This window comes from Stieleria varia (assembly GCF_038443385.1).
Lineage (GTDB): Bacteria > Planctomycetota > Planctomycetia > Pirellulales > Pirellulaceae > Stieleria > Stieleria varia.
On sequence record NZ_CP151726.1, the window covers coordinates 4,326,856 to 4,351,976 of the forward strand.

Annotated in this window: 16 protein-coding genes and 1 tRNA gene; 10 read left to right on the plus strand and 7 right to left on the minus strand. The window is 57.3% G+C overall.

Annotated elements, in window-relative coordinates; genetic code table 11:
* Positions 1 to 102: 102 nt before the first annotated feature.
* The 7 genes from ftsH to Pla52nx_RS14615 all read left to right on the plus strand — a co-directional run bounded on the left by ftsH (position 103) and on the right by Pla52nx_RS14615 (position 10,492).
* Positions 103 to 2,154, plus strand: a complete 2,052-nt coding sequence (ftsH, locus tag Pla52nx_RS14585) for an ATP-dependent zinc metalloprotease FtsH (protein WP_146520967.1) — start codon at positions 103 to 105, stop codon at positions 2,152 to 2,154.
* A 197-nt stretch (positions 2,155 to 2,351) separates the two neighbouring features.
* On the plus strand, positions 2,352 to 3,503 hold the full coding sequence (gene rsgA / locus Pla52nx_RS14590) for a ribosome small subunit-dependent GTPase A (protein WP_146520966.1): 1,152 nt from the start codon (positions 2,352 to 2,354) through the stop codon (positions 3,501 to 3,503).
* A 271-nt stretch (positions 3,504 to 3,774) separates the two neighbouring features.
* A complete protein-coding gene (locus Pla52nx_RS14595; protein ID WP_146520965.1) occupies positions 3,775 to 5,004 on the plus strand; it encodes a DUF1015 domain-containing protein in 1,230 nt (409 codons plus the stop codon).
* A gap of 279 nt (positions 5,005 to 5,283) precedes the next feature.
* Positions 5,284 to 6,216, plus strand: a complete 933-nt coding sequence (locus Pla52nx_RS14600; RefSeq protein ID WP_146520964.1) for a sugar phosphate isomerase/epimerase family protein — start codon at positions 5,284 to 5,286, stop codon at positions 6,214 to 6,216.
* Positions 6,217 to 6,221: 5 nt separating this feature from the next.
* Positions 6,222 to 7,109: a 16S rRNA (cytosine(1402)-N(4))-methyltransferase RsmH gene (gene rsmH, locus Pla52nx_RS14605; protein ID WP_342190407.1), complete on the plus strand. Its 888-nt coding sequence runs from the start codon at positions 6,222 to 6,224 to the stop codon at positions 7,107 to 7,109.
* Positions 7,110 to 8,111: 1,002 nt separating this feature from the next.
* The gene (locus tag Pla52nx_RS14610) at positions 8,112 to 9,662 is read left to right on the plus strand and encodes a rhamnulokinase (RefSeq protein ID WP_146520963.1); all 1,551 of its coding nucleotides are present in this window, start codon (positions 8,112 to 8,114) and stop codon (positions 9,660 to 9,662) included.
* A gap of 230 nt (positions 9,663 to 9,892) precedes the next feature.
* Positions 9,893 to 10,492, plus strand: a complete 600-nt coding sequence (locus Pla52nx_RS14615; protein ID WP_146520962.1) for a 5-formyltetrahydrofolate cyclo-ligase — start codon at positions 9,893 to 9,895, stop codon at positions 10,490 to 10,492.
* A 398-nt stretch (positions 10,493 to 10,890) separates the two neighbouring features.
* Here the strand turns inward: Pla52nx_RS14615 and Pla52nx_RS14620 are convergent, their stop codons facing one another.
* The 6 genes from Pla52nx_RS14620 to Pla52nx_RS14645 form a co-directional block, all read right to left on the minus strand.
* Positions 10,891 to 11,784, minus strand: coding sequence for a hypothetical protein (locus tag Pla52nx_RS14620; protein ID WP_231742084.1), 894 nt, complete (start codon positions 11,782 to 11,784; stop codon positions 10,891 to 10,893).
* Positions 11,785 to 12,010: 226 nt separating this feature from the next.
* Positions 12,011 to 13,201 (minus strand): DUF3592 domain-containing protein, encoded by a 1,191-nt coding sequence (locus tag Pla52nx_RS14625; protein ID WP_146520961.1) that lies wholly within the window; start codon positions 13,199 to 13,201, stop codon positions 12,011 to 12,013.
* Between the two features lie 10 nt (positions 13,202 to 13,211).
* Complete coding sequence (locus tag Pla52nx_RS14630) at positions 13,212 to 13,454, minus strand: hypothetical protein (RefSeq protein WP_146520960.1); 243 nt, start codon at positions 13,452 to 13,454, stop codon at positions 13,212 to 13,214.
* Between the two features lie 727 nt (positions 13,455 to 14,181).
* A complete protein-coding gene (locus Pla52nx_RS14635; protein ID WP_390620395.1) occupies positions 14,182 to 15,147 on the minus strand; it encodes an RluA family pseudouridine synthase in 966 nt (321 codons plus the stop codon).
* Between the two features lie 313 nt (positions 15,148 to 15,460).
* Complete coding sequence (locus Pla52nx_RS14640; RefSeq protein ID WP_146520958.1) at positions 15,461 to 16,411, minus strand: tetratricopeptide repeat protein; 951 nt, start codon at positions 16,409 to 16,411, stop codon at positions 15,461 to 15,463.
* Positions 16,412 to 16,772: 361 nt separating this feature from the next.
* Positions 16,773 to 17,132 (minus strand): DUF2237 family protein, encoded by a 360-nt coding sequence (locus Pla52nx_RS14645; RefSeq protein ID WP_146520957.1) that lies wholly within the window; start codon positions 17,130 to 17,132, stop codon positions 16,773 to 16,775.
* A gap of 394 nt (positions 17,133 to 17,526) precedes the next feature.
* On the opposite strand from Pla52nx_RS14645, the gene Pla52nx_RS14650 reads away from it, so the two are divergent.
* From Pla52nx_RS14650 to Pla52nx_RS14660, 3 genes are all read left to right on the plus strand, one after another.
* Entirely contained in the window at positions 17,527 to 20,028 is a 2,502-nt protein-coding gene (locus Pla52nx_RS14650; RefSeq protein ID WP_146520956.1) for a PSD1 and planctomycete cytochrome C domain-containing protein, read from the plus strand.
* 77 nt (positions 20,029 to 20,105) lie between these two features.
* Positions 20,106 to 21,539 (plus strand): DUF1501 domain-containing protein, encoded by a 1,434-nt coding sequence (locus Pla52nx_RS14655; protein WP_146520955.1) that lies wholly within the window; start codon positions 20,106 to 20,108, stop codon positions 21,537 to 21,539.
* A 135-nt stretch (positions 21,540 to 21,674) separates the two neighbouring features.
* A tRNA-Gln gene (locus tag Pla52nx_RS14660) sits at positions 21,675 to 21,746 on the plus strand.
* Positions 21,747 to 22,015: 269 nt separating this feature from the next.
* Here the strand turns inward: Pla52nx_RS14660 and Pla52nx_RS14665 are convergent.
* On the minus strand, positions 22,016 to 25,006 hold the full coding sequence (locus Pla52nx_RS14665; protein ID WP_146520954.1) for a response regulator: 2,991 nt from the start codon (positions 25,004 to 25,006) through the stop codon (positions 22,016 to 22,018).
* Positions 25,007 to 25,121: the final 115 nt, after the last annotated feature.

The following is a 25,121-nucleotide window of genomic DNA, read 5'->3' on the forward strand; positions in this document are numbered from 1 at the left end:
TTTGGTTCGTGTTTTTTGCCTTTTCCGTAGACTGCCACATCAACCCGAACGACCGAGCAATCAAAGCCAGGGCCCCAAGCGGCCCCGACTGAAAGAAAGTAAATGGATAATCGTTCCGACCAACCCAACACAGAAACCGCCGGCCCCAAGCGTAACAACAGCGTCTTGATCGCTCTGGTCCTGCTGGCCTTGTTCGCGATCTTGTTTTGGCCCAAAAGCGAGCAGCGGGAGTTGATCTCCGCGAGCTACTTTGACAAACAACTGGCGGAAAAGAACGTCGAAAGTGTCAGCATCGCCGAACGCATGGTGATGGGGCGTTTCAAGACGCGACCGCCGATGCCCAAGATCATGGTCGACGGCGTGGAGAAAACGCCCACCGACAATGACGGCAACCCGCTGCTGTATGAAAAAGATTTTCAGTTTTATCGCTCGCTCGACTCCGAGTCCGCCGCGAGACTGGAGGCACAGCTTCGCGCGACCAACGAAGACAAAAAACCGGGTGACCCGGGGTATGTCGACTACACCTACAACGCCCAAGACAACACACGCGACATCCTGAACTTTGTGTTCTTGATCGGGCTGCCGATCGCGATCCTGCTGTTCGTCTTTTTCATGATCCGCCGGACACGCAACGACATCATGGGCGGCGGTTTCTTGTCAGGTTTTGGCAAGAGCCCCGCTAAACGATTCGAGGCCCACGAAAAGAGCATCACGTTCGACGACGTGGCGGGCTTGGAAGGCGTCAAGGCGGACTTGCAGGAGATCGTCGACTACCTCAAGACGCCGGAGAAGTTTCAGAAGCTCGGCGGCCGCGTGCCCAAGGGCGTCCTGCTCAATGGGCCACCCGGAACCGGAAAGACTTTGCTGGCACGTGCGGTGGCAGGCGAGGCCGAGGTGCCGTTCTTTTCAGTCAACGGTAGCGAGTTCATCCAGATGTTCGTCGGGGTCGGTGCAAGCCGCGTCCGTGACTTGTTCCGAACCGCCAAAGAGCACAGCCCCGCGATCATCTTTATCGATGAAATCGACGCCGTCGGTCGCCAACGCGGTGCGGGCTTGGGCGGCGGTCACGACGAACGGGAGCAAACGCTCAATCAAATCCTCGGCGAGATGGATGGGTTCAGCCCGAGCCAAGCCGTGATCGTGGTCGCGGCGACCAACCGTCCCGACGTCTTGGACCCCGCGCTGCTGCGTCCCGGTCGATTCGATCGTCACATCGCGGTCAATCGTCCGACGATGAAGGGCCGTGAGGCGATCTTTAAGGTCCACGTACGCGATGTTCCGCTCGCCGATGACGTCAAATTGGATCGCTTGGCCGCGGGTACGATCGGCCTGACAGGTGCCGACATCCGCAACATGGTCAACGAAGCCGCCTTGTGGGCGGCTCGGAACGACAAAAAAGAAGTCAGCATGTCGGACTTTGACTACGCCCGCGACAAAATCCTGATGGGGGCCAAACGCGAAGAAACACTCAAGGGCGAAGAAAAGGAAAAGACAGCGTATCACGAAGCAGGACACACGCTGACCGCTTGGCATTTGGACGGCGCGCACTTGGTCCACAAAGTCACCATCATTCCTCGCGGTCGTGCCCTCGGGGTGACGCAGTACGTTCCCAACGAAGAACGATTGAGCGTCAGCAAGCGAGAGCTGGAACACCAACTGATCGTGCTGCTGGGCGGCCGAGCTGCGGAAAAAATTGTCTACGACGAGACCACCGTCGGTGCTGAGAACGACTTGGAACGCGCCACCAGTATCGCCCGTCGAATGGTCACCCACTGGGGCATGAGCCCCAAACTCGGACCGGTGTCCTACAAGACGAGCGACGAGGATCCGTTCTTGGGTCGCGAGATGCATCGCAGTCGCCAGTTCAGCGAGCACACACAAGAACTGGTGGACGAGGAAGTATCGCGGATTTTGCTGGAAGCCGAACAGCGGGCCGAACAGTTGCTACGCGAACGCCGTGGCGAACTGGATAAAATCACTCAAGCGTTGCTGGAAGAGGAAGAACTCGACGAGCAGCAAATCAGCGACTTGATCGGACCGGCCATCCAAGTTCGCCGAAAACAAGAATCGGACGGCGAACCTGAAGGCCAAACGATCTTTCCTCCTAGTGGCGGTGGCAGCCCGACGTCACCCGTGATCAACAAGGATTCGTGAGCCGACCGAGCTCGTAGGCTGTCGATTCAGTGAGCCGACGGCGCTAGCCGCGGGCCTTGTGGTGACGACGTGACCTTTCGAAGCCCGTGGCTAGCGCCATCGGCTCACAAGGATTGCGTAACGCAACCATTCGACAATCCGCTTACGCCTCCCGGCTCACCCCTACCGAATGCAAAACGACTCAATCGGCAAGCTGCATGGCCAAAAAGAAGAAAAGCAAGCAGGCTCGAACGGAGTTTCGCAAGCACCATCAGGGCCGTGTCCGTAAAAGCGACCTCACACGCGATTTCAATCTCGGCGACCAAGAACGATTGGCCGACGCGGTCAAGAACGAACGCGTCAGCGGCAAAGGTGACTTGACCCGCCGACGCACCGTGGCCGATGCCAAGGCGAGCAGCGGTGCCGATCCAAACACGGCTGTCGGCCGAACAGCCAGTCCACTCGTCCCCGGCAGAGTGACTTGCGTCTATGGGCTCAACAGCATCGTCTTGACCGATGACGGCCAGAGAGTCGAATGCACGATTCGTCAAATTCTGAAATCATTGAGCATCGAACAACGCAGCGCCGTCGTCGCGGGCGATCGTGTTCAGATCCGCATCGAAGACGAGCATTCGGGAACCATCGAGCACGTCGAGCCACGCCGAGGCGTGATCAGCCGAACCAGCCGTGGCCAACAGCATATCTTGGTAGCCAACGTTGACTATCTGTTGATCGTGACCAGTGCCGCCGAGCCGGACTTGAAACCGGCGCTGATCGATCGCTACTTGTTGACCGCCCAGCAATGCAGCCTGCGTCCGATTGTTGTGATCAACAAGATCGATCTGGTGGACCCGGCATCCTATCAGCAGGTCGCCGCCGTTTACGCGACGATGGGCATTCGCGTGCTGATGACCAGCGCAGAATCGGGATTGAACATCGAATACCTGCGTGCCCTGTTGCACGGAAAACAGACCGCATTGTCAGGACAAAGCGGCGTGGGCAAAAGCAGCTTGCTCAACGCGGTCCAACCCGGCTTGGGTTTGGCCGTTGCCACGGTCAGTCGCGACAATCAAAAAGGACGCCACACGACGACCGCGTCGCGATTGTTCCCGATCGACGGCGGCGGTGCGGTTTTTGACACGCCGGGAATCCGCCAGTTTCAATTGTGGGACATCACGGCCGAAGAAGTCGCCGGGTTGATGCCGGACTTGAGACCCTACGTCAGCCAGTGTCGCTATCCCAACTGTTTGCACTTGAGCGAAAACGAATGCGCTGTCAAAGACGCAGTCGCAGACGGCCGCATCGATGCACGCCGTTATGATTCGTACTGTCATTTGCTGGAAGACGACCTGTTGTTGGCCAAGAAATAGGTACTCGGTTGGTGGTGTCTCCTACGCCTTTGGCTACGGGTCAAACAGTTCTCTGCGTCACATGGTTTGACACGAAGCCGAAGGCGCAGTCGGAAGCGGCATTCGTTGTTGCGGTGCAATCCGGTTGGTGGTGCCTCCTACGCCTTCGGCTACGGGTCAAACGGGGGAGGAACCGTGTTGAATCTCCCGTTTCCATCGGGGGTCGTCGCATCGTCGGAGGCTCGATAGAATTCCGGCCTCTTGACTGAGTCCATCTTTCGCCGAGTTTACGATGCCCCGAATCAAGCCGTTTCGCGCTCTTCGTCCCACCCCCGAATTGGCCGCCGCCGTCGCCAGCGTCCCCTATGACGTTGTCAACCGCGAGGAAGCAGCGGCGCTTGCCGAAGGAAACGCAAACTCCTTTTTGCATGTCGTGCGTCCCGACATCGACTTGCCTGCGGACACCAATCCGTATGCGGACGAGATCTACGCCAAAGCCGCCGAGAACCTGCAGTCTTTCATCGCCGACAACGTGCTGCAACAAGACGACAGCGAATCGGTTTTCTTGTACCGCCAGATCATGAACGGCAAGAGCCAAGTCGGCGTGGTGTGCTGTTGCCACGTCGATGATTACGAAAACAACTTGATCCTCAAGCACGAGTTCACTCGTCCGGCCAAAGAAGACGATCGCACGCGGCACGTCATGACGCTCAACGCCAACGCGGGCCCGGTGTTCTTGACCTATCGCGATGACGAGAAGCTCAACGCGGTGGTCGATTCCGCGATCACCGCCGACCCGATTTACGATTTCACCGCCGTCGATGGCGTCCAACACACCGTTTGGAAAATCGATGCGTGCGACCAGTACGTCAACGCGTTGACTGCGGTGCCCGCGTTCTATGTTGCCGACGGGCACCACCGCGCTGCAAGCGCATGGCGTGCCGGCAAAGCTCGTCGGGAAGCCAATCCGAATCACACCGGCGACGAAGAGTACAACTGGTTTTTGACCGTGCTGTTTCCCGCCAATCAGTTGAACATCTTGGCGTACAACCGAATCATCAAAGACCTCAACGGGCAAACTCCCGATCAGATCCGCCAGCGGTTGAGCGAAGTCGGCACGCTGGAAAAGACCGACCATCCGGTTCCCCCATCGGCGGGCTCGTTCTGTATCTATCTCGATGGTGCTTGGTCGCTGCTGACTGTGCCCGCCGACTCGATCGATCAAACCGACGCGATCAACTGCTTGGACGTCGCCATCTTGGAACAACGCGTCATTCGTCCGATCTTTGGGATCGATGATGTGCGAACCGATCCGCGAATCGATTTCGTCGGCGGAATCCGCGGCAACAAGGAATTGGAAAAACACGTCGACAGCGGCAACTGGGCGTTCGCCGTTTCGATGTACCCCACATCGATCGCACAACTGATGGCGGTATCCGACGCGGGCGAAGTCATGCCGCCCAAGAGCACGTGGTTCGAACCCAAGCTTCGCAGCGGACTGCTGGTTCACCTGCTGGACTGACCCGATTCGCTACAACGCGGGACATACCAGCACGAAGCGCAAGCGAGTGAGTGAGTCGCCATATTCACTCGCTTGCGCGTCGTGCTAGTATTCGACTGCGTAATGGGATTCGCCGGAATTCCCTCCAACACAACACACAGACCTTTGTCTCCCCCGAGCGTAAAAAAAGCGTCGGCACAGGCTTCTGGTCCTCGCAACATTTCCCTCCCGGCCCTGCTTTCGGACCGGCTATAATCTGGCGTCCCCGAATTTTCCCCTCCCCGCCTTGGATGACCTGCCATGTCCACTCGTCGCGAAGTTCTGAAAGCAACCCTCGCTTGCTCAGCTGCCGCTCTGACCGCATCAACACTGTCCCCATCAAACCTGTGGGCGGACAAGCCTGCTGCCAACACGCCCTGGCTGCGGAAAACGTTGAAGGTCGGGATGATCGGCGTCAAAGGTTCCTTGTTGGACAAATTCAAGGTGGCCAAGGAAGCCGGCTTTGAAGGCGTCGAAATGAACGCACCCGGTTTTCCTGTCGAGGAAGCCATCGCGGCGGCGAAAGAATCCGGGCTGATCATCGACGGCAGCGTCGGCGGATCACACTGGAATGTTCGCTACACCGATCCCGACCCGGCCGTGCAAGCCGATGCGGTGAAACGACTGAAGCAAGCCATCACCGAAACCGCAGCCGTGGGCGGTGAAACCGTCTTGGTCGTCGCAGGGCACGGGAAAGACGGCACGCCGGACGAGGTTTACACCAGGGCACTAAAGAATATCGGCGAAGTCATACCGGTTGCCAAAGACAACAACATCCAGATCGTGATCGAAAACGTTTGGAACCACTTTCTCTACGACCACGACGGCGGCCAAGATCAGACGGTCGACGCATTGGCCAAGTTCGTGGACGATTTTGATGAACCCGATGTCGTCGGCGTGCAATTCGATATCGGTAACCACTGGAAATACGGCGACATCGCGCAGTGGATTCGTACGCTGGGGCCTCGCATCATGAAACTGGACATCAAAGGTTTCTCTCGCGCGGAGAACAAGTTCACCAAGATCACCGAAGGTGATGTGGACTGGCCGGCGATCGAAAAAGCACTCCGCGACATCAAGTTCACAGGTTGGCTGGCTGCCGAAGTCGGCGGAGGAGACCTGGAGCGACTTCGCGAAGTCAGCCGGAACATGGAAAACGCGTTGCACTGCAGCCAACCTCTCGTCGCAGGCTGATCCGAGTGACCGATACCTGCCATGTTTCCGTCATGCCCGATGAGATCGTTGCTTGGTTGGGCGAAATCCAACCAAACGTGATCGTTGACGGAACCTACGGCGGCGGAGGTCACTCCCAACTGCTGCTCAACGTGGTTCCCAGCACAGGCGGACACGTCATCGGTCTGGATCGCGATCCAGCCGTGCTGAGACGCACCGAGAGCGAAGACCTGGATGATCGGCTGTCCGTGTTCTGTGGCAGCTACGAAAAAACCCCGCAAGCGCTCGAGGCCCTGGGGCTGTCGCACGCCGATGGTATGGTGTTGGATCTTGGGTTGTCCAGCGATCAACTCGCCGATCGCGATCGCGGTTTCAGTTTCCAAAACGACGGACCGCTCGATCTGCGATTTGATCCCGAGAACGGTGTGCCTGCAGATGAATGGTTGCAACGCAACAGCGAGAAGGACATCGCTGATGCGATCTATCAATTCGGCGAAGAAAGGTTCAGCCGCCGGATCGCGCGCGAGATCGTCGCCCGTGCCCGAGAACGAAGCCCCGTTCGCACCGTCAATGAACTCGTCGAAATCTGCCGACGTTGCGTACCCCGCAGCAAGAACCACGACATCCATCCCGCCACGCGAACCTTTCAAGCCTTGCGGATCGCTGTGAACGATGAACTGGCGATCTTGCAACGCACTCTCGCGGACGCGCCCAACTGGATCGCACCGGGAGGACGCATCGCGGTGATCAGTTTTCATTCACTGGAAGACCGCATCGTGAAGCAACAGTTTCGCGACGATGAGCGATGGGAGATCCTGACTCGCAAACCGTTGCGACCATCGGATGTCGAAGTCGCAAACAATCCAAGAAGCCGCAGTGCTAAGCTGCGAGTGGCGCAAGTCCGCGCGATGTAAAAAATCTCGCGAGCGTCCGCAACCGGGTACGTCGTGTACCCGGTCCGTGAGGTGTTCGAGGGTCAAAGTCACATCGAAATGTGTCTCGCCGACGATGTCAGCCCGTGGCCGCAAGCTGACCGCATCAACCTCACGCAAAGCGAACTCGCGGATGATGGATGGTGATGTCGAAACGCCCAGCGCAACGTGATCCCAATTGCCGCGATTGGACGCAAAGCATTTGCTGGCAAGGGCTTACGCGGATAGCTACAAGAAACTCCTCCGCCAAAATCTCGTCGCGTTTTGCTTGATCGACAGACCTAGGGTACGCCCCAGCGTCCGCCGGTCAACACCAGAATTCTCACTTTTCACACCGCCAGGTCGGTCAAAATTGCTAAAGCGTTAGGTGCCGGTGAGTTAGGATTTTTGGCCGTTCCGACGGCAATTTTTCGTGGGCAAATGCCAGCAATTCAAATGCCCCTCTGTAGAGTGTTTCAGGCAAGCCGGAAAAGCTTCTGTAAGTGGACAAATCTGCAGCATCTGGGGCTTCGTGGATTTCAGGTTGCAAATCTGCCACCGCCCCGCTCCAGATTTTGGCCGCTGAGCCCTAGCCCGGATGATTCATGCGACTCACCACAGTCTTCGCAACACGTTTGCACGAAACGGCTTGCGCGGATCGGTGCGAATGCAAACTGCGCAGATCAGCCGGCACGCGATAGAGAGCGTCCCGCTTAGAACGCATGGTTTCACGTTGAATTTCAAGCAAAATACCAGCACGACGCGCAAGCGAGTGAATAGAAGCACAAAAAGACGATTCACTCGCTTGCGCGTCGTGCTAGTAAAGACGAGAAAAATGCCTGGTGCGATCAACTAACTAAGCGGGACGTTCTCGATAGCGTCCGGTTCCCACGCCTCTACTCGGGAACCGGACGCTATCGCGTTGCGGCTGATGAATAATCCGGGCTAGACTCTGCCTCCACTGCTCGCAATTCCGGCCGTTTCTCCCAATTCGCTCATCACATCATGACCCAGCCGTCCGATTCCCCAGGCCCCTCGAAAGAAACTGTCCTCCCGAAAGCGGGCTCCGATACCAATGTCTACTTGGCCGTCGACTTAGGTGCCTCCAGCGGCCGCGTGATCGGTGCTCAGGTCGTTGCAGGAAAACTGGAGCTGACCGAGGTGCATCGGTTCGCGAACGAGCCCGTCCACATCCAGGACTCCTACCAGTGGGACGTCCACGGGTTGTGGCGTGAGATCCTGACGGGGCTGCGAATGGCCGGGCAACAGTTCACCGGCATCGCATCGGTCGGCGTCGATACGTGGGGTGTCGACTATGTTTTGCTCAATCGTCAGGACCAGTTCGCCGGTCCGGTGCGACACTACCGCGACGAACGCAAGAACGGGATCATGGAACGGGTTTTTCAAACCTGCCCGCGTGATGAGATCTTTGCCGCGACAGGACTCCAGTTCATGGAGATTAACTCGCTGTTTCAGTTGTGCAGCGCAGTCGAGTGCGGTGACCCTGCACTGGAGATCGCCGAATCGTTCTTGATGATGGGCGATTTCTTTCACTGGTTGCTGACGGGCGTGAAAAGTTTAGAAGCGACCAATGCGTCCACGACGCAGATGCTGGATCCTCGCGATCAGACGTGGTCGGTCGGCTTGATGCAGCGTTGCAACATCCCGCAAAAACTGTTTTGCGAAGTCACCGTGCCGGGTACCAAACTCGGCATGATCCAGCCATCGGTGGTGGCCGAGACCGGATTGGCAGACGTGCCCGTTTACGTCCCCGCGACACACGACACGGGGTCGGCTGTTGTCGCAGTTCCGGCTGGCGAATTTGCCCCGCAACGTCCCGATTGGTGCTACATCAGTTCGGGCACATGGTCGCTGATGGGCTGTGAATTGGCAGAGCCAAAGATCAACGAGATGTGCGCCGAAATGAATTTCACCAACGAAGGTGGCGTGTACGGCAGCACCCGCTTGCTGCAGAACATCGGCGGACTGTGGTTGTTCCAACAACTGCGTCGCTCGATGCAGCGACGTGCAGTCGAGCGTGATTGGGCGGAGATGGTTTCCATGGCGGAATCGGCACAGCCGTTCGGGATCTTGCTGGATCCAGACGACTCCGCGTTTGCAGCGCCTACCGACATGCTGGACGCGATGAAAGAATTTGCGGAGCGAACCGGTCAGGCAGCCGTCGATGACGAAGCCGTGTGGTACCGGGCGTCGCTGGAGGGTTTGGCGATCCGCTACCGCGTGTGCTTGGCCGATCTGGAAAAGCTGGTCGGGGGACGCATCGACACCATTCACGTCGTCGGTGGAGGTGCCAACAACGAGATGTTGTGCCAAATGACCGCCGACGCGTGTAACCGAACCGTTATCGCTGGTCCGGTCGAAGCCACGGCGATTGGAAACGTGATCATGCAAATGATTGGTGTCGGCGAAATCGAATCGGTGGACGCGGGACGACGGCTCGTCCAAGAAAGCTTTGACGTCAAAACCTACCGCCCGCAATCACCAGCCAACTGGGACACGCCGTCAGCAAAATGGTGCGAATTGACGGGCCGATAGGTGGGCGATAGGTGGTACTCGTGCAACATTTCCCCGTTTGACCCGCAGCCGAAGGCGTAGGTGGCACCGCCAGCCGGATCGCACTGCGGAGTCCAGCGCCGTTTCTCTCCTACGCCTTCGGCTACGGGGCAAACAGGATCCCGCCGCGTTGTTGCGTTTTGCTCGATCGCCGATACATTGAGTGGCTTGATAGCAACGCCCGATTGGCCTTCCTACCACGGAACAAAACAATGACGACGGATCAGTTAGCACAGCGTAAAACCGAGATTCGAACGACCGCTCATGCTGCTCGTCGGGCGCAGGAGAACAAGGATGAATTGAGCAAGGCAATCACAGACCGCCTGATGGCGTTGCCCGAGTATCAAGCCGCCCATTGTGTGATGTGGTACATCGACGTGCGTGCAGAGGCCAGGACACGCCATGTTTTGCCCGAGGTCATTGCAAGCGACAAGAAGATTGTGATCCCCTACTGCGTCGACGGTGAGCTGGAGCTGTTTCACCTGGAGTCGATGGACGAGCTGGAGACCGGGATGTACTCGATCCTGGAGCCCCGTGAGGACTTGCGCGGCGTTGCGGAAAAGAACGTGCCGGTTTCGGAGCTGGATTTGATCGTTGTGCCCGGCGTAGGTTTCGACTCACATGGCGGCCGCACGGGTCACGGCAAAGGCTACTATGACAAGTGTCTGGAGAACGCTCGTCCGGATGCGCCCTTGATCGCGATGGCGTTTGAGTGCCAAATGTTTGACGAGATCCCGATGCAGGATCACGACATCTACATGGACAAAGTCGTCACCGAGAAAGCCGTTTACGAAGGCCGCGGCCGAAACTGAGGAAGTGTGTCACCGCGATTGCGATGGTCTTTTTGTGCTTCTATTCACTCGCTTGCGCGTCGTGCTGGTATTTTGCTTGAAATTCAACGTCAATCCATGCGTTCTAATCGGTACGCTCTCGTGAGCGGCCGGGGCTTTTCGCGCCGTTGCGTTCCATCCATCTAGTGCATCGTCCGGTCTTGATTTTGGGGTCAGCCGTTTTGGCGTTAGCCACGGTTGTGTCACGAAAACCGTGGCTAACGCCAAAACGGCTCATCTACCGAACCCACGTTCTAAGACTGGACGATGCACTAGTCGAGCAACGTTTCCTACGTTTGACCCGTAGCCGAAGGCGCAGGTGAGAAGCGGCGTTGGACTTTGCGGAGTAATACGGCTGGTGGTGCCTCCTACGCCTTCGGCTACGGGTCAAACTGTGGAGATTCCTCGCTCAAGCCGGACTCCGCGTACAACTGGGCGGCTTCTTCGTAGGCAGGAGTCCAGCCGAGTTCTTGCAGCAGGTCGCGGCGTTTTTTTAAGTACCACCGTGGCTCAATCGCATTTCGATTCGCCTCCAGCAACTCAAGTGCTTGGCCTTTCTGGCCGGACCGACGCAGCATTCGGTCTTCCAGGAGGATGAACTCTGGACGCCCCCGCTCGGCTTGATCAACCAATCGCTGATAGGCATCACGGAGGCGATCGTCGTAACGCTTGGTATCAGTGATCGGCCACTTTTCCCGGACGACCGGCAACTCGCGATATGCCAACGCTCGACCCAGCCGGTATCGTGCAAAAGCAAGCGTCCAACCGGTTTTTGTTTCGAGCCCTTGCAACGAGGCAGGGAGCTTTTTGGTCAACATCGATTCGAACTCCGTAGCCACTTCGATGATCTGCTTCAGGTTGTCTTTACGATCCTCGTCCGTGTCCAATTCAAGCAACCGTGTCTGCTTTGCAACCAGCTCCATCCACTCGTTGGAACCAACTCCCTCTGGTCTGCTTAGCGTGGTGAGTTGCGGTTCGTCGACCAGTGGCGGCTGGAGTGATGACGGCTGCGGTGCTGTGGGCATCTGCCCAGGTTTCCATCGGCGAAGCCACGCTTTTCTTGCCGCGAGCTCCAAACGCTCGTCCTCCGACGCAGACTCCCGGAGTTGTTGATCGATCCGTTGCAGTTGCCCTGCTCGCCAGGTTCCCGCATTACTCTGGATCGTGTCCTCGGCCGTCACGGCGACCGCCAGCGTTGCGCAGAGGATCACCGCAAGTGCCAAAACCGCGATTTGAGTTTGAATGCCAGCACGAAGCGCAAGCGAGTGATTCACGGCGTTTTGTTCACTCGCTTGCGGTTCGTGCTGGTATTTGTGTCTTTTCCAATCAAGGCCAGTTGGCGATTTCGGAACTAGACACCAACGTGTGCATTTCTGGATCAACGTTTTATCCAAGGGTTTCGTTGTCATATCGTGCTCTCACTTCCCGCCTGCGTGCTGCAGTGTAGGCAGTCACGAGCCCCAGTTGAGTGATCTGGATTGGGACTCGTTACCTCGTCCGCTACGCTAATGGATTGGGTGACGTGACCAGCAGGAGATCGATGCAGATCACTTGTTTTGGATCGTCTGGGTCGACCAACAATCGAATCGGATCGCCCGATTCTTGCATCGTTTGCGCCTTCTCAATCCCAGAGTACAGATTCTCGCGAATCGAGACCTCCTTTCCCACCCAATCGTACTTCATTGTAACGTGATATCGCGCGGCCCCGTTGACTTCCGTGCTCGTGCGTCGGACGTCCGTGATGGTGCCGGAGACCAAGGTCCCGTTTCGCAAGAGACGGTTCTTGCGGCGATTGTGTCTCAGTGTCAGGAAAAGAATCAATCCACCGATCAGCGGAAACAGCACCGCAAAGGGAATGGCAAGCCAACGATCGCGTGCATCCGAAAACGCGACGACGACCAGCGGTACGATGATGGCCAAGATCACGAAAAAGATTCCCAAGAGAATCAACGCAAAGTTGTCACCGGCAACTTGCCGCCAAAGTCCAACGGGGATCTCTGTGCGAGGCGTCGAGGTTTCCAAAAAGGCGTCGATTTCGTCGCCAGTGACGGCGTACTTCTTGATCGTTTGCTGAATCGCGTACCCTTGGATTCCTCCCATCTTGCTCGCGGTGGAGGCGAGATCCTGCAGATTCGAGTCGCGTCGAATCTCAGGGTGTTCATCCAGTTCTGCTTCGCCTGCCAGAACCAGTTTCAGTATTCGAGTCGCATCGGTGACGAATGACGCCATCTGCTCAGGTTCGATCAATTCATTCTGGAAAAAGATCGCAATCCGGTTTCCTTTTGCCCGCATGCTCCATCGCGAATCGGCTGACAATCGGTTCCGCAGTCCGTGCGTGAACAACTTGCGAACCGCAACTTCGTTCCAGGCGAACAAGTGATACGCTCTGGAAAACTCCGGCGAGTCGTCAAAGTCCAAGTCGACCATTCTGCTCAGGGACGTAAAAATCTTGCCGGTGATCCCAGTGAAGTGCGGCCACAGCGCGAACTGGGGCAAGTTGATTTGATCATCGTGAAGGAACACGATCGTTTGCCGCACCGTTTTCATTGGCGATGAATCGGATTGCAAATAGCTGACGTTGATGATCAAAATCGACACATCATCGACGCTCCGCTGTTTCAGATCGTTGACGTGAACGTTCTGAGCAAAGAGATCGGAAAGATCGTTGGCGAGATCACTGTGGTTTGGCATGTTTGTGTCGCTATCGTTTCACAATGACAAAGAACAGGGCGGTCAACAGCCAAAGAATGTTGAGCACGACGATCAGTCCACCGACGACCATGGTGCCGATCCCGACCCGTGTGCAGATGACGGCTTCCCTGCCCGAGTACACCCCTGATTCACCGAGGAAGTGTTTGATAAGGTAGCCCAGCGCCGCAAGAAGACAACCAAGAATGATTGCGCCGATGGGACCGAGCTTGATCGGGCGACCGTGATATTCCAATTTGGTACGATCTCTTGGTCTTGAGGGAGCCGCGCGCAAGCGGATCGATTGAAACGGTAGAGATAACTATCTTATATCTCACTGGCCGTTCCTGCGATGTCACCTCTCCCGTCGCAGCCTGCTGGGAGAGGTGACAGTGCGCGTCGTTCAACGACTAGCCGCAGGCGTCATCGCCGCAACCAAACGGATTGCACCGCAAACTCAGACGCCGCTTCCGCCTACGCCGTCGGCTACGGGTCAAACGGTATTGGAGGGCGTATGGTGCATGTTTGGCCGTCTGGTGGCGTTCGTTTTCGACTTGGAAAGTCGAACGACAATAGTCGCAACCAAACGGATTGCACCGCAAACTCAGACGCCGCTTCCGCCTACGCCTTCGGCTACGGGTCAAACGGTTTTGGAGGGCGTATGGTGCGTGTTTGGCCGTCTGGTGGCGTTCGTTTTCGACTTTCCAAGTCGATAGCGTGCCCCGCCAAACGATTTGCCATGCTCAAACGTTTTCTTGTGCAGACGCCCCCGCCAGGATCTTGCTTCGCTCGATCCGACCTCCCACAGCTGCGGAGACTGCTGATTTAATCGAAATCAGGACCCCAAGGGTGAGCCGTTTGCAGTAAGGCACCGGGCAATGCGGTAGGCCCGGCCGCTTACAGGGCACGGTTCACTAAGCACCAGTCTCCTGCGCTGGTGGAGGTGACGCGCATCCGTCAGTCAATTGAACAGTACACGAACACTAATTGCCTTCGATCACGTCGATGGCCCGTTGCAGGTCTTCCGGGATCGGAGCTTCAAAGGTCATTTCTTTGCCGGTCTGCGGGTGGCTGAAGGTCAATCGGCGGGCATGCAAAGCTTGACGCGACAGCACGATGTCGGACTTCGCCGCCGATTGCGATTCTCCCAGCAGCATCCAGCGTGGCACGACGCTGTGACCGGCGTAGAGTCGATCGCAGAGGATCGGGGTGCCGATGTGTGACAAGTGGACGCGGATCTGGTGTGTGCGGCCGGTCTTGGGTCGCACGCGGACTTGGGTGAAACGACCGCAACGCCGGATGACTTCATAAAACGTGGACGCCGGCTTGCTCGTTTCGTGTCCTTCGCGGATCGCCATCTTGTCCCGTTGGTACGGATGTCGACCGATCGGCATGTCGATCACGTCCCGATCTCGATCGATCGGCCCCATGGTGATCGCAAAGTATTCTTTCTCGACATGACGATCATGGAACTGATCGGCGAGGTGGATGTGTGTGGCATTGGTCTTGGCGACCACGATGACCCCGCTCGTGTCACGATCCAGTCGGTGTACGATCCCCGGCCGCGTCGGCCCGCCGATGTCCGAAAGCGACTGAAAGCGATGTGCCAGGGCGCTGGTCAGTGTCCCCGTCCAATTTCCTCTCGCCGGGTGGACGACCATTCCGGCGGGCTTGTTGACCACGACCAGTCCGTCGTCTTCGTACAGGATGTCCAGTGCGATGTTTTCCGGAACGACGTCGTCGGTCATCTCGTCCGGGACGCGGAACCGCAACTGCTGGCCGGCTCGCAAGCGAAAACTGGGGCGGACGATTCGTCCATCGATCGTGGCCCCGTCGTTCTGCACCGCCGCGCGAATCTGCGTTCGGCTGTACCCGTCACAGGCTTGGGTCAAGAACAGATCGATACGTTGCCCGTCACCGGCCTGCGTGACCACAAAATCACGAAACACGTCCTCGGACGCCAAGACTTCGGCATCCTCATCGGACGAAAACACATCAGGGGCGGCAGACGGATCGTCCCCGGGACGGCCGGAGTCCGATGGCTGCTGATGAGAGGTCAAGGAATCTAGCCGGAGAAACGGTGGGTGATGGAACGGCAAAAGTCTAGATATCGCAACCCGTAGTGGACGAGGCCACGAGTCCCGAGCAACTTGCAGTGGACGAGGCCACGAGTCCCGAGCAACTTGCAGTGGACGAGGCCACGAGTCCCGTACTGTGTGTGACTCGTGACCTCGTCCACTACATTGATCGATGCTCCGCTTCCTACTTCGCCGAATCTGCGGACGACGCATCGTCAGCATTTTCGGTCGAGTCAGTCTCAGTCGAGTCAGTCTCAGTTGCAGCTTCCGCTCCAACAGGCTCTTCTTCAGCCGCCTCAGTTTCTACCGCTTCTTTAGCAGGTGGCTCGGTCTTCTCTGTCTTAGCCGAATCGGCTTCTGGCGTTTCCGTTTCGGTCTTCGTGGAATCTGGCATGTCGGCAGGCAACTCCAAACCGCCTTCGATTTTCGCAGGTTCGGCGTCTGTGTCGCTGCCACTGCTCAAGCTCAGCGGCGGAAAACCCATGTCGGGCATCGGCGGCAACCCACTGGCGTCGGGCAGCGACGGTGGCAGGTCGGGGTCTGCTGGCGAGAAATCTTGTTCAGAGAACCACGCCAAGAATTCTTTGGTGCTCGGGTTTTCTAATGCGGCGATCCGTTTTTCTGCGTTGGCCACCATCACCTTGGACTCTTTCGTCGCGATGACCTCTTTGTACTGTGCGATCGCTTCATCGAACTCCCCGAGTGACTCCGCGACCATGGCGAGCCCGAGGTGGGAGCGTGAGACGAGCAGCGTTTGGTCGGGCTTGCTGGTCATAGCGCCCTTGAAGGCCGTCTTGGCTTGATCGAGCAACGCGACTGCTTCGTCGCGATCGGAGTACATCGCCTGCAGGCCTTGCGCCAGGTACTCGTTGCCCTGATTGAGCTTGGCCCACGCGGCCGCTGTCGTATCGGGGAATTTTTCAGCCACATCGGGCTGGTTCATCAGCAATTGAAATGTCGAATCGCTCCGGTTTTCCGAAGCACTCATGTTTCTCAGCCCCAGCACGATTCCGCCGACGATCACCAGCCCAACGACCACTGCAATGACCTTGGAATACGGTTCGATCGCTGTATTCATGTGCGCCAGCTTTTCAGCAAGCAGGTTCTTTTCCAGTTCGTGTTGGCGATCGTTCATGCGTTTGGCCCGGCAATCGGGCGAACAAGAGTCGAGAAATGTGAAGTCGGGGAGTATAGGAATCCGCGAATCCAAGCGTCAATAGAAGCAAGCGTGCCAGTCCGAGTTAGCTCGGATTACTCATGAGCCGCCACGCGATAGCGTCCGGTTCCCGAGGGTTCCCGAATATAGGCGTAAGAACCGGACGCTATCGCGTGGCGGCTGATATGCGCAGGCTGATTTCGTGCCAATCCGCGCAAGCCTTTTCGTGCAAACCTGTTGCGAAACCTGTATTGAGGCGTGTGATCATTCCGGGCTAGCACCGACGTCTCACTCAATCACCAAGCAGCAACCGCCCCCAGAGAGCCCCAATGGGCGGAATTCAGTGAACGGAATGCTCCTGCAGCTCTTCCAGGGTCGCAAACTCCAACGCCGACACGTGAGTCGCTTCCAGCACGACTCCTGGGGCCATTCCTGCGTCGTAAGCCTCTTTCCAGCGAGCGGCGCACAAGCACCAACGGTCGCCCGGTTGCAACCCGGGAAAGCGGTAGGCGGGGTTGGGTGTTGTCAAATCGTTGCCCCGAGCCTTACTGAATTTCAGAAACTCCGCCGTCATGATCGAGCAAATCACGTGCAATCCGGCGTCACTGCCTCCGGTATTGCAGCATCCATCGCGGTAAAAACCCGTCATCGGGTCGGTACCGCAGGTCTCCAAATCGCCACCCAGCACATTCTTTGCCATCGAACTCCACCTTTTTCCCACTCGATCGCAGCCACCGACCCCCGGCACCCGCGTCCAACAAACTTTCCCCACCGCCCCAATCCCTCTTTTTTACGCTTTCGCAGTCCGTGCAACTGATTCTAGCGGTTATCGAGAGCCGCTAGATAGCGACAGCCGCGGAATCGGCGCGCTTTCTCGTTTTCCATGGAGCAACGATTTCAGGTAGAATGATTAGGGCCGCTGGTCTCCCGCCACCAAACATACACGCCAAAAAAACTGCGGTGCAACTCGCTTCCGGCTCTTAGAGTCACCGAGCTGCACACATAAACGTTACCGTCTCGCATCATCGTTGCCAAAATCCACGCAAGTGATTTTGCCAACGCCCCGCCTCGCCGCTCAAACGTCTCACCGTGCCATGAACACAACGTGCATTATTCAGTGCGAGCCAACGAAGAGAAACGCGACGAAGGATTTCCTCGTCGCCACCGGAAAACTTTTGTTGCCCATCGCGTTTGTTTTTCTCGTTGACGTCGTTGATGCCGCAGAGCCTGAGAAAACAACGCCTGAGAATTCACCGACCGCTGCGTCTGCCATCAAATCGAATGCGACTGCGGACGATATGAAATTGTTTGAGCAGCACATTCGGCCCCTGTTTGTCGCCAAGTGTTATGAGTGCCACGCTGGCGAGAACGAAGAAGGCGGCTTGCGTTTGGATTCGTCGGACTTGCTGAGAAAAGGTGGCGACAGCGGACCGATCGTGGTCGCCGGCTCGCCCGCGGAGAGCCTGCTGGTTTCCGCCATCAACTACGACGGTTTGGAAATGCCGCCGGACGCCCCGTTGTCGGTCAAAGAAAAAGAGTTGATCGACCAGTGGATTCGTCGCGGTGCGGTGTGGCCCGAATTTGGTGAGCAGTCAGAGACCGATGCAAACGATGCCGACGTCAAATCGTGGTGGGCTGCTCAGCCGATCGATCCGGCCGCACCGCAGAACATCGCCCGCGTTCATTCGCCGTCACTGATCGATGCTTACATCGACGACAAACTGGCCGAGCATGACTTGCATCGCGCCCCGGTCGCTGATCGAACGAACTTGATCCGTCGTCTCAGTTTCGATCTCCTCGGCGTACCCCCGACACCGGATCAAATCGACCGCTTCCTCGCCGACAATTCTCCCGATGCCTATCAACGTTTGGTCGACCGCCTCTTTGCGGACCCGCAGTATGGGGAGCGGATGGGGCGACTGTGGCTGGACGTCGTCCGCTATGCCGACTCGGACGGCTGGCGACAAGACGCTTACCGGCCCGCCGCGTGGCGGTATCGCCAGTGGGTCGTCGACGCGTTCAACTCTGGCATGCCGTACGATCAGTTTGTTGCCCTGCAGTTGGCGGGTGATGAGATCGCGCCACACGATCCAGACTCCAAAGCAGCCGTCGGCTTCTATCGTCACGGTATCTATGAATACAACCAGCGTAACGCGGAAGGCCAGTGGCAGGACATCGTTGATGAACTGACCGACGTCACCGCCGACGTGTTCTTGGCGACCGGGTTGGCCTGTGCCAAGTGTCATGATCACAAGTTTGACCCGATTCCAAGGTCGGATTACTACAACTTGCGCAGCGTCTTTGAACCAGTGGTCTTCGTCGATGAACGACTGCCCGATCGCATGCCGTCGCCGGCAGAGCAAGCCGAAATCGATCGGCTCATGCAGCAGCTAGCTGAGATCGAAGGAGACGCGATCAAGAAACTGGGTGACGGCGTCGTCGACCGCTTCCCCTTGCACGTGCAAGCGATGTTCCGCAAACCGGTCGAGCAGCGTACCAGCTACGAACATCAGATCGCTTACCTCGTCGGACGCCAATTTTTCGAAGAAGGTGCGACCCAGTCCAAGGTCGAGTCCAAGATCGGCAAGGAAAAGGCCGCTCGCCGCAAGGAATTGCTCAGCGAGTTGGACCGTTTGGGAGCGAACCCCTACGCGACCGTTCAGTACATGACCATTCGTGATTTTGACGGACCCGTTCGTCCTACAAGGTTGCCCGGACGAACCTCCGGGGTCGCTTTTGAGCCGGCCGCCCCGACCATTTTTCCTGATCGCGAACTCACGCCCCAGCCACCCATCGATGCGCCGCAATCCACCGGCCGACGGACCGCGTTGGCTCAGTGGATCACGTCCAACGATAACCCGATCACAGCTCGCGTCATCGTCAATCGGCTTTGGCAATACCATTTCGGCACCGGATTGGTCTCCAGCCCCAATGATTTTGGCCGACTGGGCGAACCGCCCTCGCATCCAGATCTGTTGGACGCGCTGGCCCAGCGATTGATGCAGTCCGGTTGGGACCTGCAATCCATCCAGCGAATGATCGTGATGTCGGCGGCATACCAACAGTCGTCGATTCATCCCAACGAAACCGATGCCATGCGAGTAGACTCGGGGAACCGAATGCTGTGGCATCATCACGTCCGCCGACTCGACGCAGAGCAATATCGCGATTCGCTGTTGGTCGCCATGGACACGATGGACAGTACCTACGGAGGCCCCAGTGTTTCGGGAGCCCCGCCACGTCGGTCGATTTATCTGCGTCGGATGAGAAATTCATCTGATGAGATGCTCAGCCTGCTCGACTGCCCGCCCGGCGTTGTCGGTACGGCGAAACGCGACGTCACCGTCACCGCGCCGCAGTCCTTGATGATGATCAATAGCCCTCGTTTGTTGAGCGTATCTCAAAAGTTCGCTGAACGTGTGCGACGTGACGTCACTCATTTGGGAGACGGCAACGAAGCTTTCATACGCTACGCCCATCGAGTCATCACCGGTCGTCCAGCGGCAGATCACGTGGTTGAATTGCTTGCCGACCAAAGCGACACCGACATCTGTCACATCTTGCTCAACAGCAACGCGTTTTTGTTCATCGAGTGATTGTTGCCAAAGAAAGTCCACCGAGTCAGGTTTCACGTCACACCGTTCACTGATCCACCCAAACGTTGTCCAATCCCATGCATCAGTCTGACCTTTGCCGACAACTGGGCGTTCCCCACCAAGTCATCCCCGCCAACCGCAGACAGTTTCTCGCAAACGCCGGCGCCGGCTTCGGTGCGTTGGCTCTGACCGGAATGATGGCCAACGCGGGAGAGATCCCACAGTACATCACCCATCATGCCGCGACCGCCAAAAGTGTGATCTTTTTGTTCATGGAAGGCGGCCCGAGTCAAATGGACACGTTTGACCGCAAGCCGTTGATCAATGAGCTGGCCGGCCAACCGATCCCGTCGAGTTTCAAAGAACCGCTGACGGCGATGGGCGAGAAAGGCTCTCCAATTCTGGCGACCAAGCGAAAATGGGCACGATACGGCGAGAGCGGTTTGGAGATCAGTGACTGGTTCCCCAACGTCGCCGCTCACGCAGACAAGCTGGCCGTAATTCGATCCTGCTATGGCGAAGGCATCAATCACTCGGGCGGCTGCAACCTGATGAACACGTCGACCATTCTCGGCGGCCGGCCTTCGTTGGGGGCCTGGGTGACGTACGGGCTGGGCAGTGAAAACGAAGACCTACCGGCTTTTGTTGTCATGACGGACGAAAAGAAGGGGGTCACCAACGGCGTACGTAGTTGGGGACCCGGGTTCTTGCCAGCGACCTACCAAGGAACCCCGATCACCGACCCGCTGGCCGCCAGTCCGATCGCCAACCTCAGTCCACCCAAAGGCGTGACCGATGTGGTTCAGCGGCGTAAGCTCGATTTGATCAACCAAATCAATTCGGCTCACGCGTCACGCCTGCCGAATGTTTCGGAGCTCGACGCCCGCATCCGGGCCTACGAACTCGGTTACCGGATGCAGAGCGCGGCGCCGGAAGCGGTCGATTTGAATCAGGAAACCGCGGCCACGAAAGAGCTGTACGGGCTGAACGATAAACGCACTGAAAACTACGGGCGGATTTGCTTGATGGCTCGGCGGATGGTCGAGCGCGGCGTACGATTTATCCAACTTTACAGTGGCACCGGTAGCGGCTGGGACGCGCATTCGGGAATCGAAAACAACCACACCAAGCACTGTGGCAGCGTGGATTTGCCGATCGCCGGCCTGCTGACGGACCTGGCCCAACGGGGGTTGCTGGACCAGACATTGGTGGTTTGGGGGGGTGAGTTCGGACGGACGCCGATGAGCGAAAAAGGCGACGGACGGGACCACAATCCGACCGGTTTCACCATGTGGATGGCGGGCGGAGGCGTCCGCGGCGGGCAGACGATCGGCGAAACCGACGAGTTGGGCTTGTACGCCGTCAGCGATCGAGCACACGTGCATGATATCCACGCCAGTATCCTGCACCTGATGGGCTTGGACCGGTTGAAATTGTCCTACAACCATCAAGGCCGACTGGAGCGCCCGACGGTGAACGAAGGCGAATTCATCGCAAAATTGACCGCGTAGCCCGCTGGAATCACTGGTTCGGATCTCTGAGTCGAAAAATCTGTCAGGAATTCGTCGTGAACCAAAACGGATTTTGCCGAGTCCTATTTGGCGACTCGGCATGGCATGCTACAATTCCGCCACACGAGCACCCAATACCCCGTGGTGTAATTGGCAACACTACTGATTTTGGTTCAGTCATTCTAGGTTCGAGTCCTAGCGGGGTAGCTTCGTTCAGCATTCAAGGCCGATGAAGGATCGTTTTGCAATCTGCAAAACAACTCTTCAGCGGCTTTTTTCGTGTCCGCACTCAGCGTGTCCCCCGCAGGGCAGCGCTGTGAAGCATTCTGACAGTCAACAATACCAGCACGATCGCGCGTCCTTTGGGCGAATGGACACCTCGGCTGAGCTGCAAAGCCTTTTTTCCTTCATCTCTCGTCTCATGGGTCCCATTCGTCCCCTAGGTCTATTCCTCGCACCCCTACCCGACCGAGGACTCACCCCTCCTGACGATCCGCTTTCAGCCAATCTTGCAACGCACTCACCAAGCGATCCATTTCTCGTGCCAGCGTTTCCAGCATTGGGCCTACCGATCCCGTGTTTTTCTCCCTGACCGAAAGCTCAAGCGAACCAGATATCTCCACAAGCTGGTTTGCTCCAAAATAACGCGCCGATGATTTGATCGAATGGGCTGCCCGGCCCAAGGTTGCCCAGTCACTTGAACCAAAGGCCTTTTGCGCGGATTCCACACACGCGGGACCTTCGTCGAGCATGGTTTCGACAAGTTCGCGGAGGCTGACCTTGTCGCCTCCCAAGAGGTCCAACGTATATTCAAAGTCAAAGCTCCGCTGGTCGGCAGGCTCATGAGGAGCTTCATCGACGGCCAAGGTCAGCTGCTCCTGGCCACCAGCCGAATGCGTAGGTAACAGAACAACGGCCCGGGTCGTCTGAATCACTGCCCTCAACGCCTCCATCGTAAACGGCTTGGAGATGTACTGGTCCATTCCCGCTGCTAGGCAGCGTTCTCGATCGCCTTGCATTGCGTTGGCGGTCATCGCAATGATTGGGATACGTTTCTCTCCGCTTGACTCACTTTCACGGATTCGACGTGTCGCCTCCAGGCCATCCATCTTTGGCATCTGGACGTCCATCAACACGAGATCGAACGGCTCCCGTGAAACCGCATCGACAGCTGCCTCCCCATCCGCGGCAACGACCACTTCGTGTCCCAGTCTTTCTAGCATCCCGATCGCTACTCGCTGATTGACGACATTGTCTTCGGCCAGCAGGATTCGGCGAGGCTGATCGCTTGACGTCGTGCCAACGCCGGGGGAATCAATGGCTTTCTGATCCCCCATCTCGTTCACAAGGGCTTGAAACAAATCGGATTGCTTCACCGGCTTGATCAGACATCCCGAAACTCCAAGTTCGCTGATGCGATTGGAGTCGATGGGGTGGGATGCCGACGTGAGCAGAATGATCGCACACTGTTGCCGGGCAAAATGTCTACGCACCTCGCGCGAAAACGCAATCCCATCCGTTTCCGGCAGAGCGTGATCGAGCAAGATGCATCTGATCGGTTTCGCATCCGCCTCCACCCGGCGCAAGATCGCTGAGGCGTCGGCAGCGTTGTCCGCAGACATCGGACACATCTGCCAACTGGAAAGTATCTCTGACAGAATGTTGAGGTTGGTCGAATGGTCATCGACGATCAGTACCCGCAGACCACGCAGTTTTGCGAGTTGATCGCTTTGATAGTCTGGTTGATCGTCTTCGACACCAAACGTCGCGTTGAAGGTGAACGTGGAACCTTCTCCAACTTCGCTACTGACAGTGATCTTTCCACCCATCAGCTCAGCCAATTGCGATGAAATGGCCAACCCCAATCCGGTGCCACCGTACCGCCGCGTCGTCGACGCATCCGCTTGATCGAACGCTCCGAAGATCGCCTTCTGTTTCTCCGGCGGGATCCCAATGCCGGTGTCCTTGACCTTGATGCACAGGGTGACTTGTTGATCCGAGACGCCACCGTCCAGGCTGCTTGAACTTTCGCTGTTCGCGTTCGTTGCATTTTCGGGGGACGACGTGTCTGCTGGTGAGACATCGATCACCACTTCACCAGCTTCAGTGAATTTGATCGCGTTGCTGACCAGGTTGGCAACCACTTGGCGTAGCCGGCCGGGATCGCCTGTGAGCAAATCTGGCAGCGCGGGATCGATGCGACACGCCAATTCAATTTCTTTTTCGGATGCTTTCCCGGCCAACGTCAACGCCGCGTTGCCGATGCAATCCCGAAGACGAAACGGAATGGACTCCATTTCCAGCTTTCCGGCTTCGATCTTAGAGAAATCGAGAATGTCGTTGAGGATCTGCAGCAGCGAGTCCGTCGATTGGCGAATCACGGTGACAAAGTTGGTTTGCTCAGTACTCAACGGCGTCCGGGCGAGCAAGTCCGCCATGCCCACAATTCCATTCATCGGTGTGCGGATCTCATGACTCATGTTTGCCAAAAACTCACTCTTGCTGCGATCAGCATCGATCGCGGCTTTTCTCGCTGCTTGCAACGTTTCGTTGCTTTCCGAGAGAACTCGGTTGTACAAACGGTATCGCATTGCCGCCAACACGATCGAGAAAAGCAGGACTCCCGTGATCAGCGAGAAAATCGTACCGGTGATACGACGCGCCAAGGCGTCGGGAGCGGTCGAGCCCCAGCCCGTTTCAGGGACCCCGTACAGCTCCCAGCTGCCGGTCGGCAGTAGGATCTCGGTAACCATTGGGTTGGAGTCCAGGATCGACTCGTCTCCGACAAAGAACTCGCCGATCCCTCCACGACCATCGAGTCCTCGAATCGCAATCCGAAGTCCGTTTGGAACGCGCTGCATGACATCGCCGACCAACGTATCCTTGTCGATCACGATTGACACCATGCCCCAGAAACGACCGCCTCCGGGTTCCTCACCATGATTGGTCACGTAGACGGGCGCACGATCAATGAACGCTTCGCCGCCCTGGACCAACTCCACAGGCCCCGAAAGCCAAGCCTTGCCGGTTGCAACGGCATGTTCGGCAGCAACCCCTTGCTGGGGATGTTCCAGAAGGTTCAGTCCGATTGCGTCCTCGTTCCCTTCGCGAGGATAAACATCGCTAATGATGTTGTCCTTGATCAATGTCACGCTTCGAATTCCCTCCGCTTCTTGCATGAGAATCCTTGCTAAGTCGGCAAAGGTCTCTGATGTGATGTCGGGATTGACTGAGACGTAGGCTTTCAGCCCCAACGTCAGAAAGACACGCTTGTCCAAAGCGACTTCCGCATCACTGCGTATTCTCGCCAAGTCGCGTGTGACATCAGATCGGATCTTGTTTTGGTACCGTTGAGAGGCACTATAGTCGAGCTGCCATACGACTGACAAAGCAGCGGCAAATGCCAGCAGCCCTGAGATCACCGGCAACAAGAAAGCGTTCAGGGAAGTGATCTTGGTAGGTTTCATCACTTGCCAGGTGCTTGAGCGGCCAACAGGATGATCGGGGCGAACGATTTGATTGAAACGCCCCCCGCCCCGATTATAGCGGATTTTGAAAGGAATTGACTGAGGTCGATCTCTC

Coding starts and splice junctions, on each gene's coding strand:
- Pla52nx_RS14645 (WP_146520957.1), bottom strand. CDS start 17,132: ATGGCAAAGAATGTGCTGGGTGGCGATTTGGAGACCTGCGGTACCGAC.
- Pla52nx_RS14665 (WP_146520954.1), bottom strand. CDS start 25,006: ATGAAACCTACCAAGATCACTTCCCTGAACGCTTTCTTGTTGCCGGTG.
- ftsH (WP_146520967.1), top strand. CDS start 103: ATGGATAATCGTTCCGACCAACCCAACACAGAAACCGCCGGCCCCAAG.
- Pla52nx_RS14655 (WP_146520955.1), top strand. CDS start 20,106: ATGCATCAGTCTGACCTTTGCCGACAACTGGGCGTTCCCCACCAAGTC.
- Pla52nx_RS14595 (WP_146520965.1), top strand. CDS start 3,775: ATGCCCCGAATCAAGCCGTTTCGCGCTCTTCGTCCCACCCCCGAATTG.
- rsgA (WP_146520966.1), top strand. CDS start 2,352: ATGGCCAAAAAGAAGAAAAGCAAGCAGGCTCGAACGGAGTTTCGCAAG.
- Pla52nx_RS14615 (WP_146520962.1), top strand. CDS start 9,893: ATGACGACGGATCAGTTAGCACAGCGTAAAACCGAGATTCGAACGACC.
- Pla52nx_RS14625 (WP_146520961.1), bottom strand. CDS start 13,201: ATGCCAAACCACAGTGATCTCGCCAACGATCTTTCCGATCTCTTTGCT.
- Pla52nx_RS14610 (WP_146520963.1), top strand. CDS start 8,112: ATGACCCAGCCGTCCGATTCCCCAGGCCCCTCGAAAGAAACTGTCCTC.
- Pla52nx_RS14640 (WP_146520958.1), bottom strand. CDS start 16,411: ATGAACGATCGCCAACACGAACTGGAAAAGAACCTGCTTGCTGAAAAG.
- Pla52nx_RS14600 (WP_146520964.1), top strand. CDS start 5,284: ATGTCCACTCGTCGCGAAGTTCTGAAAGCAACCCTCGCTTGCTCAGCT.
- Pla52nx_RS14650 (WP_146520956.1), top strand. CDS start 17,527: ATGAACACAACGTGCATTATTCAGTGCGAGCCAACGAAGAGAAACGCG.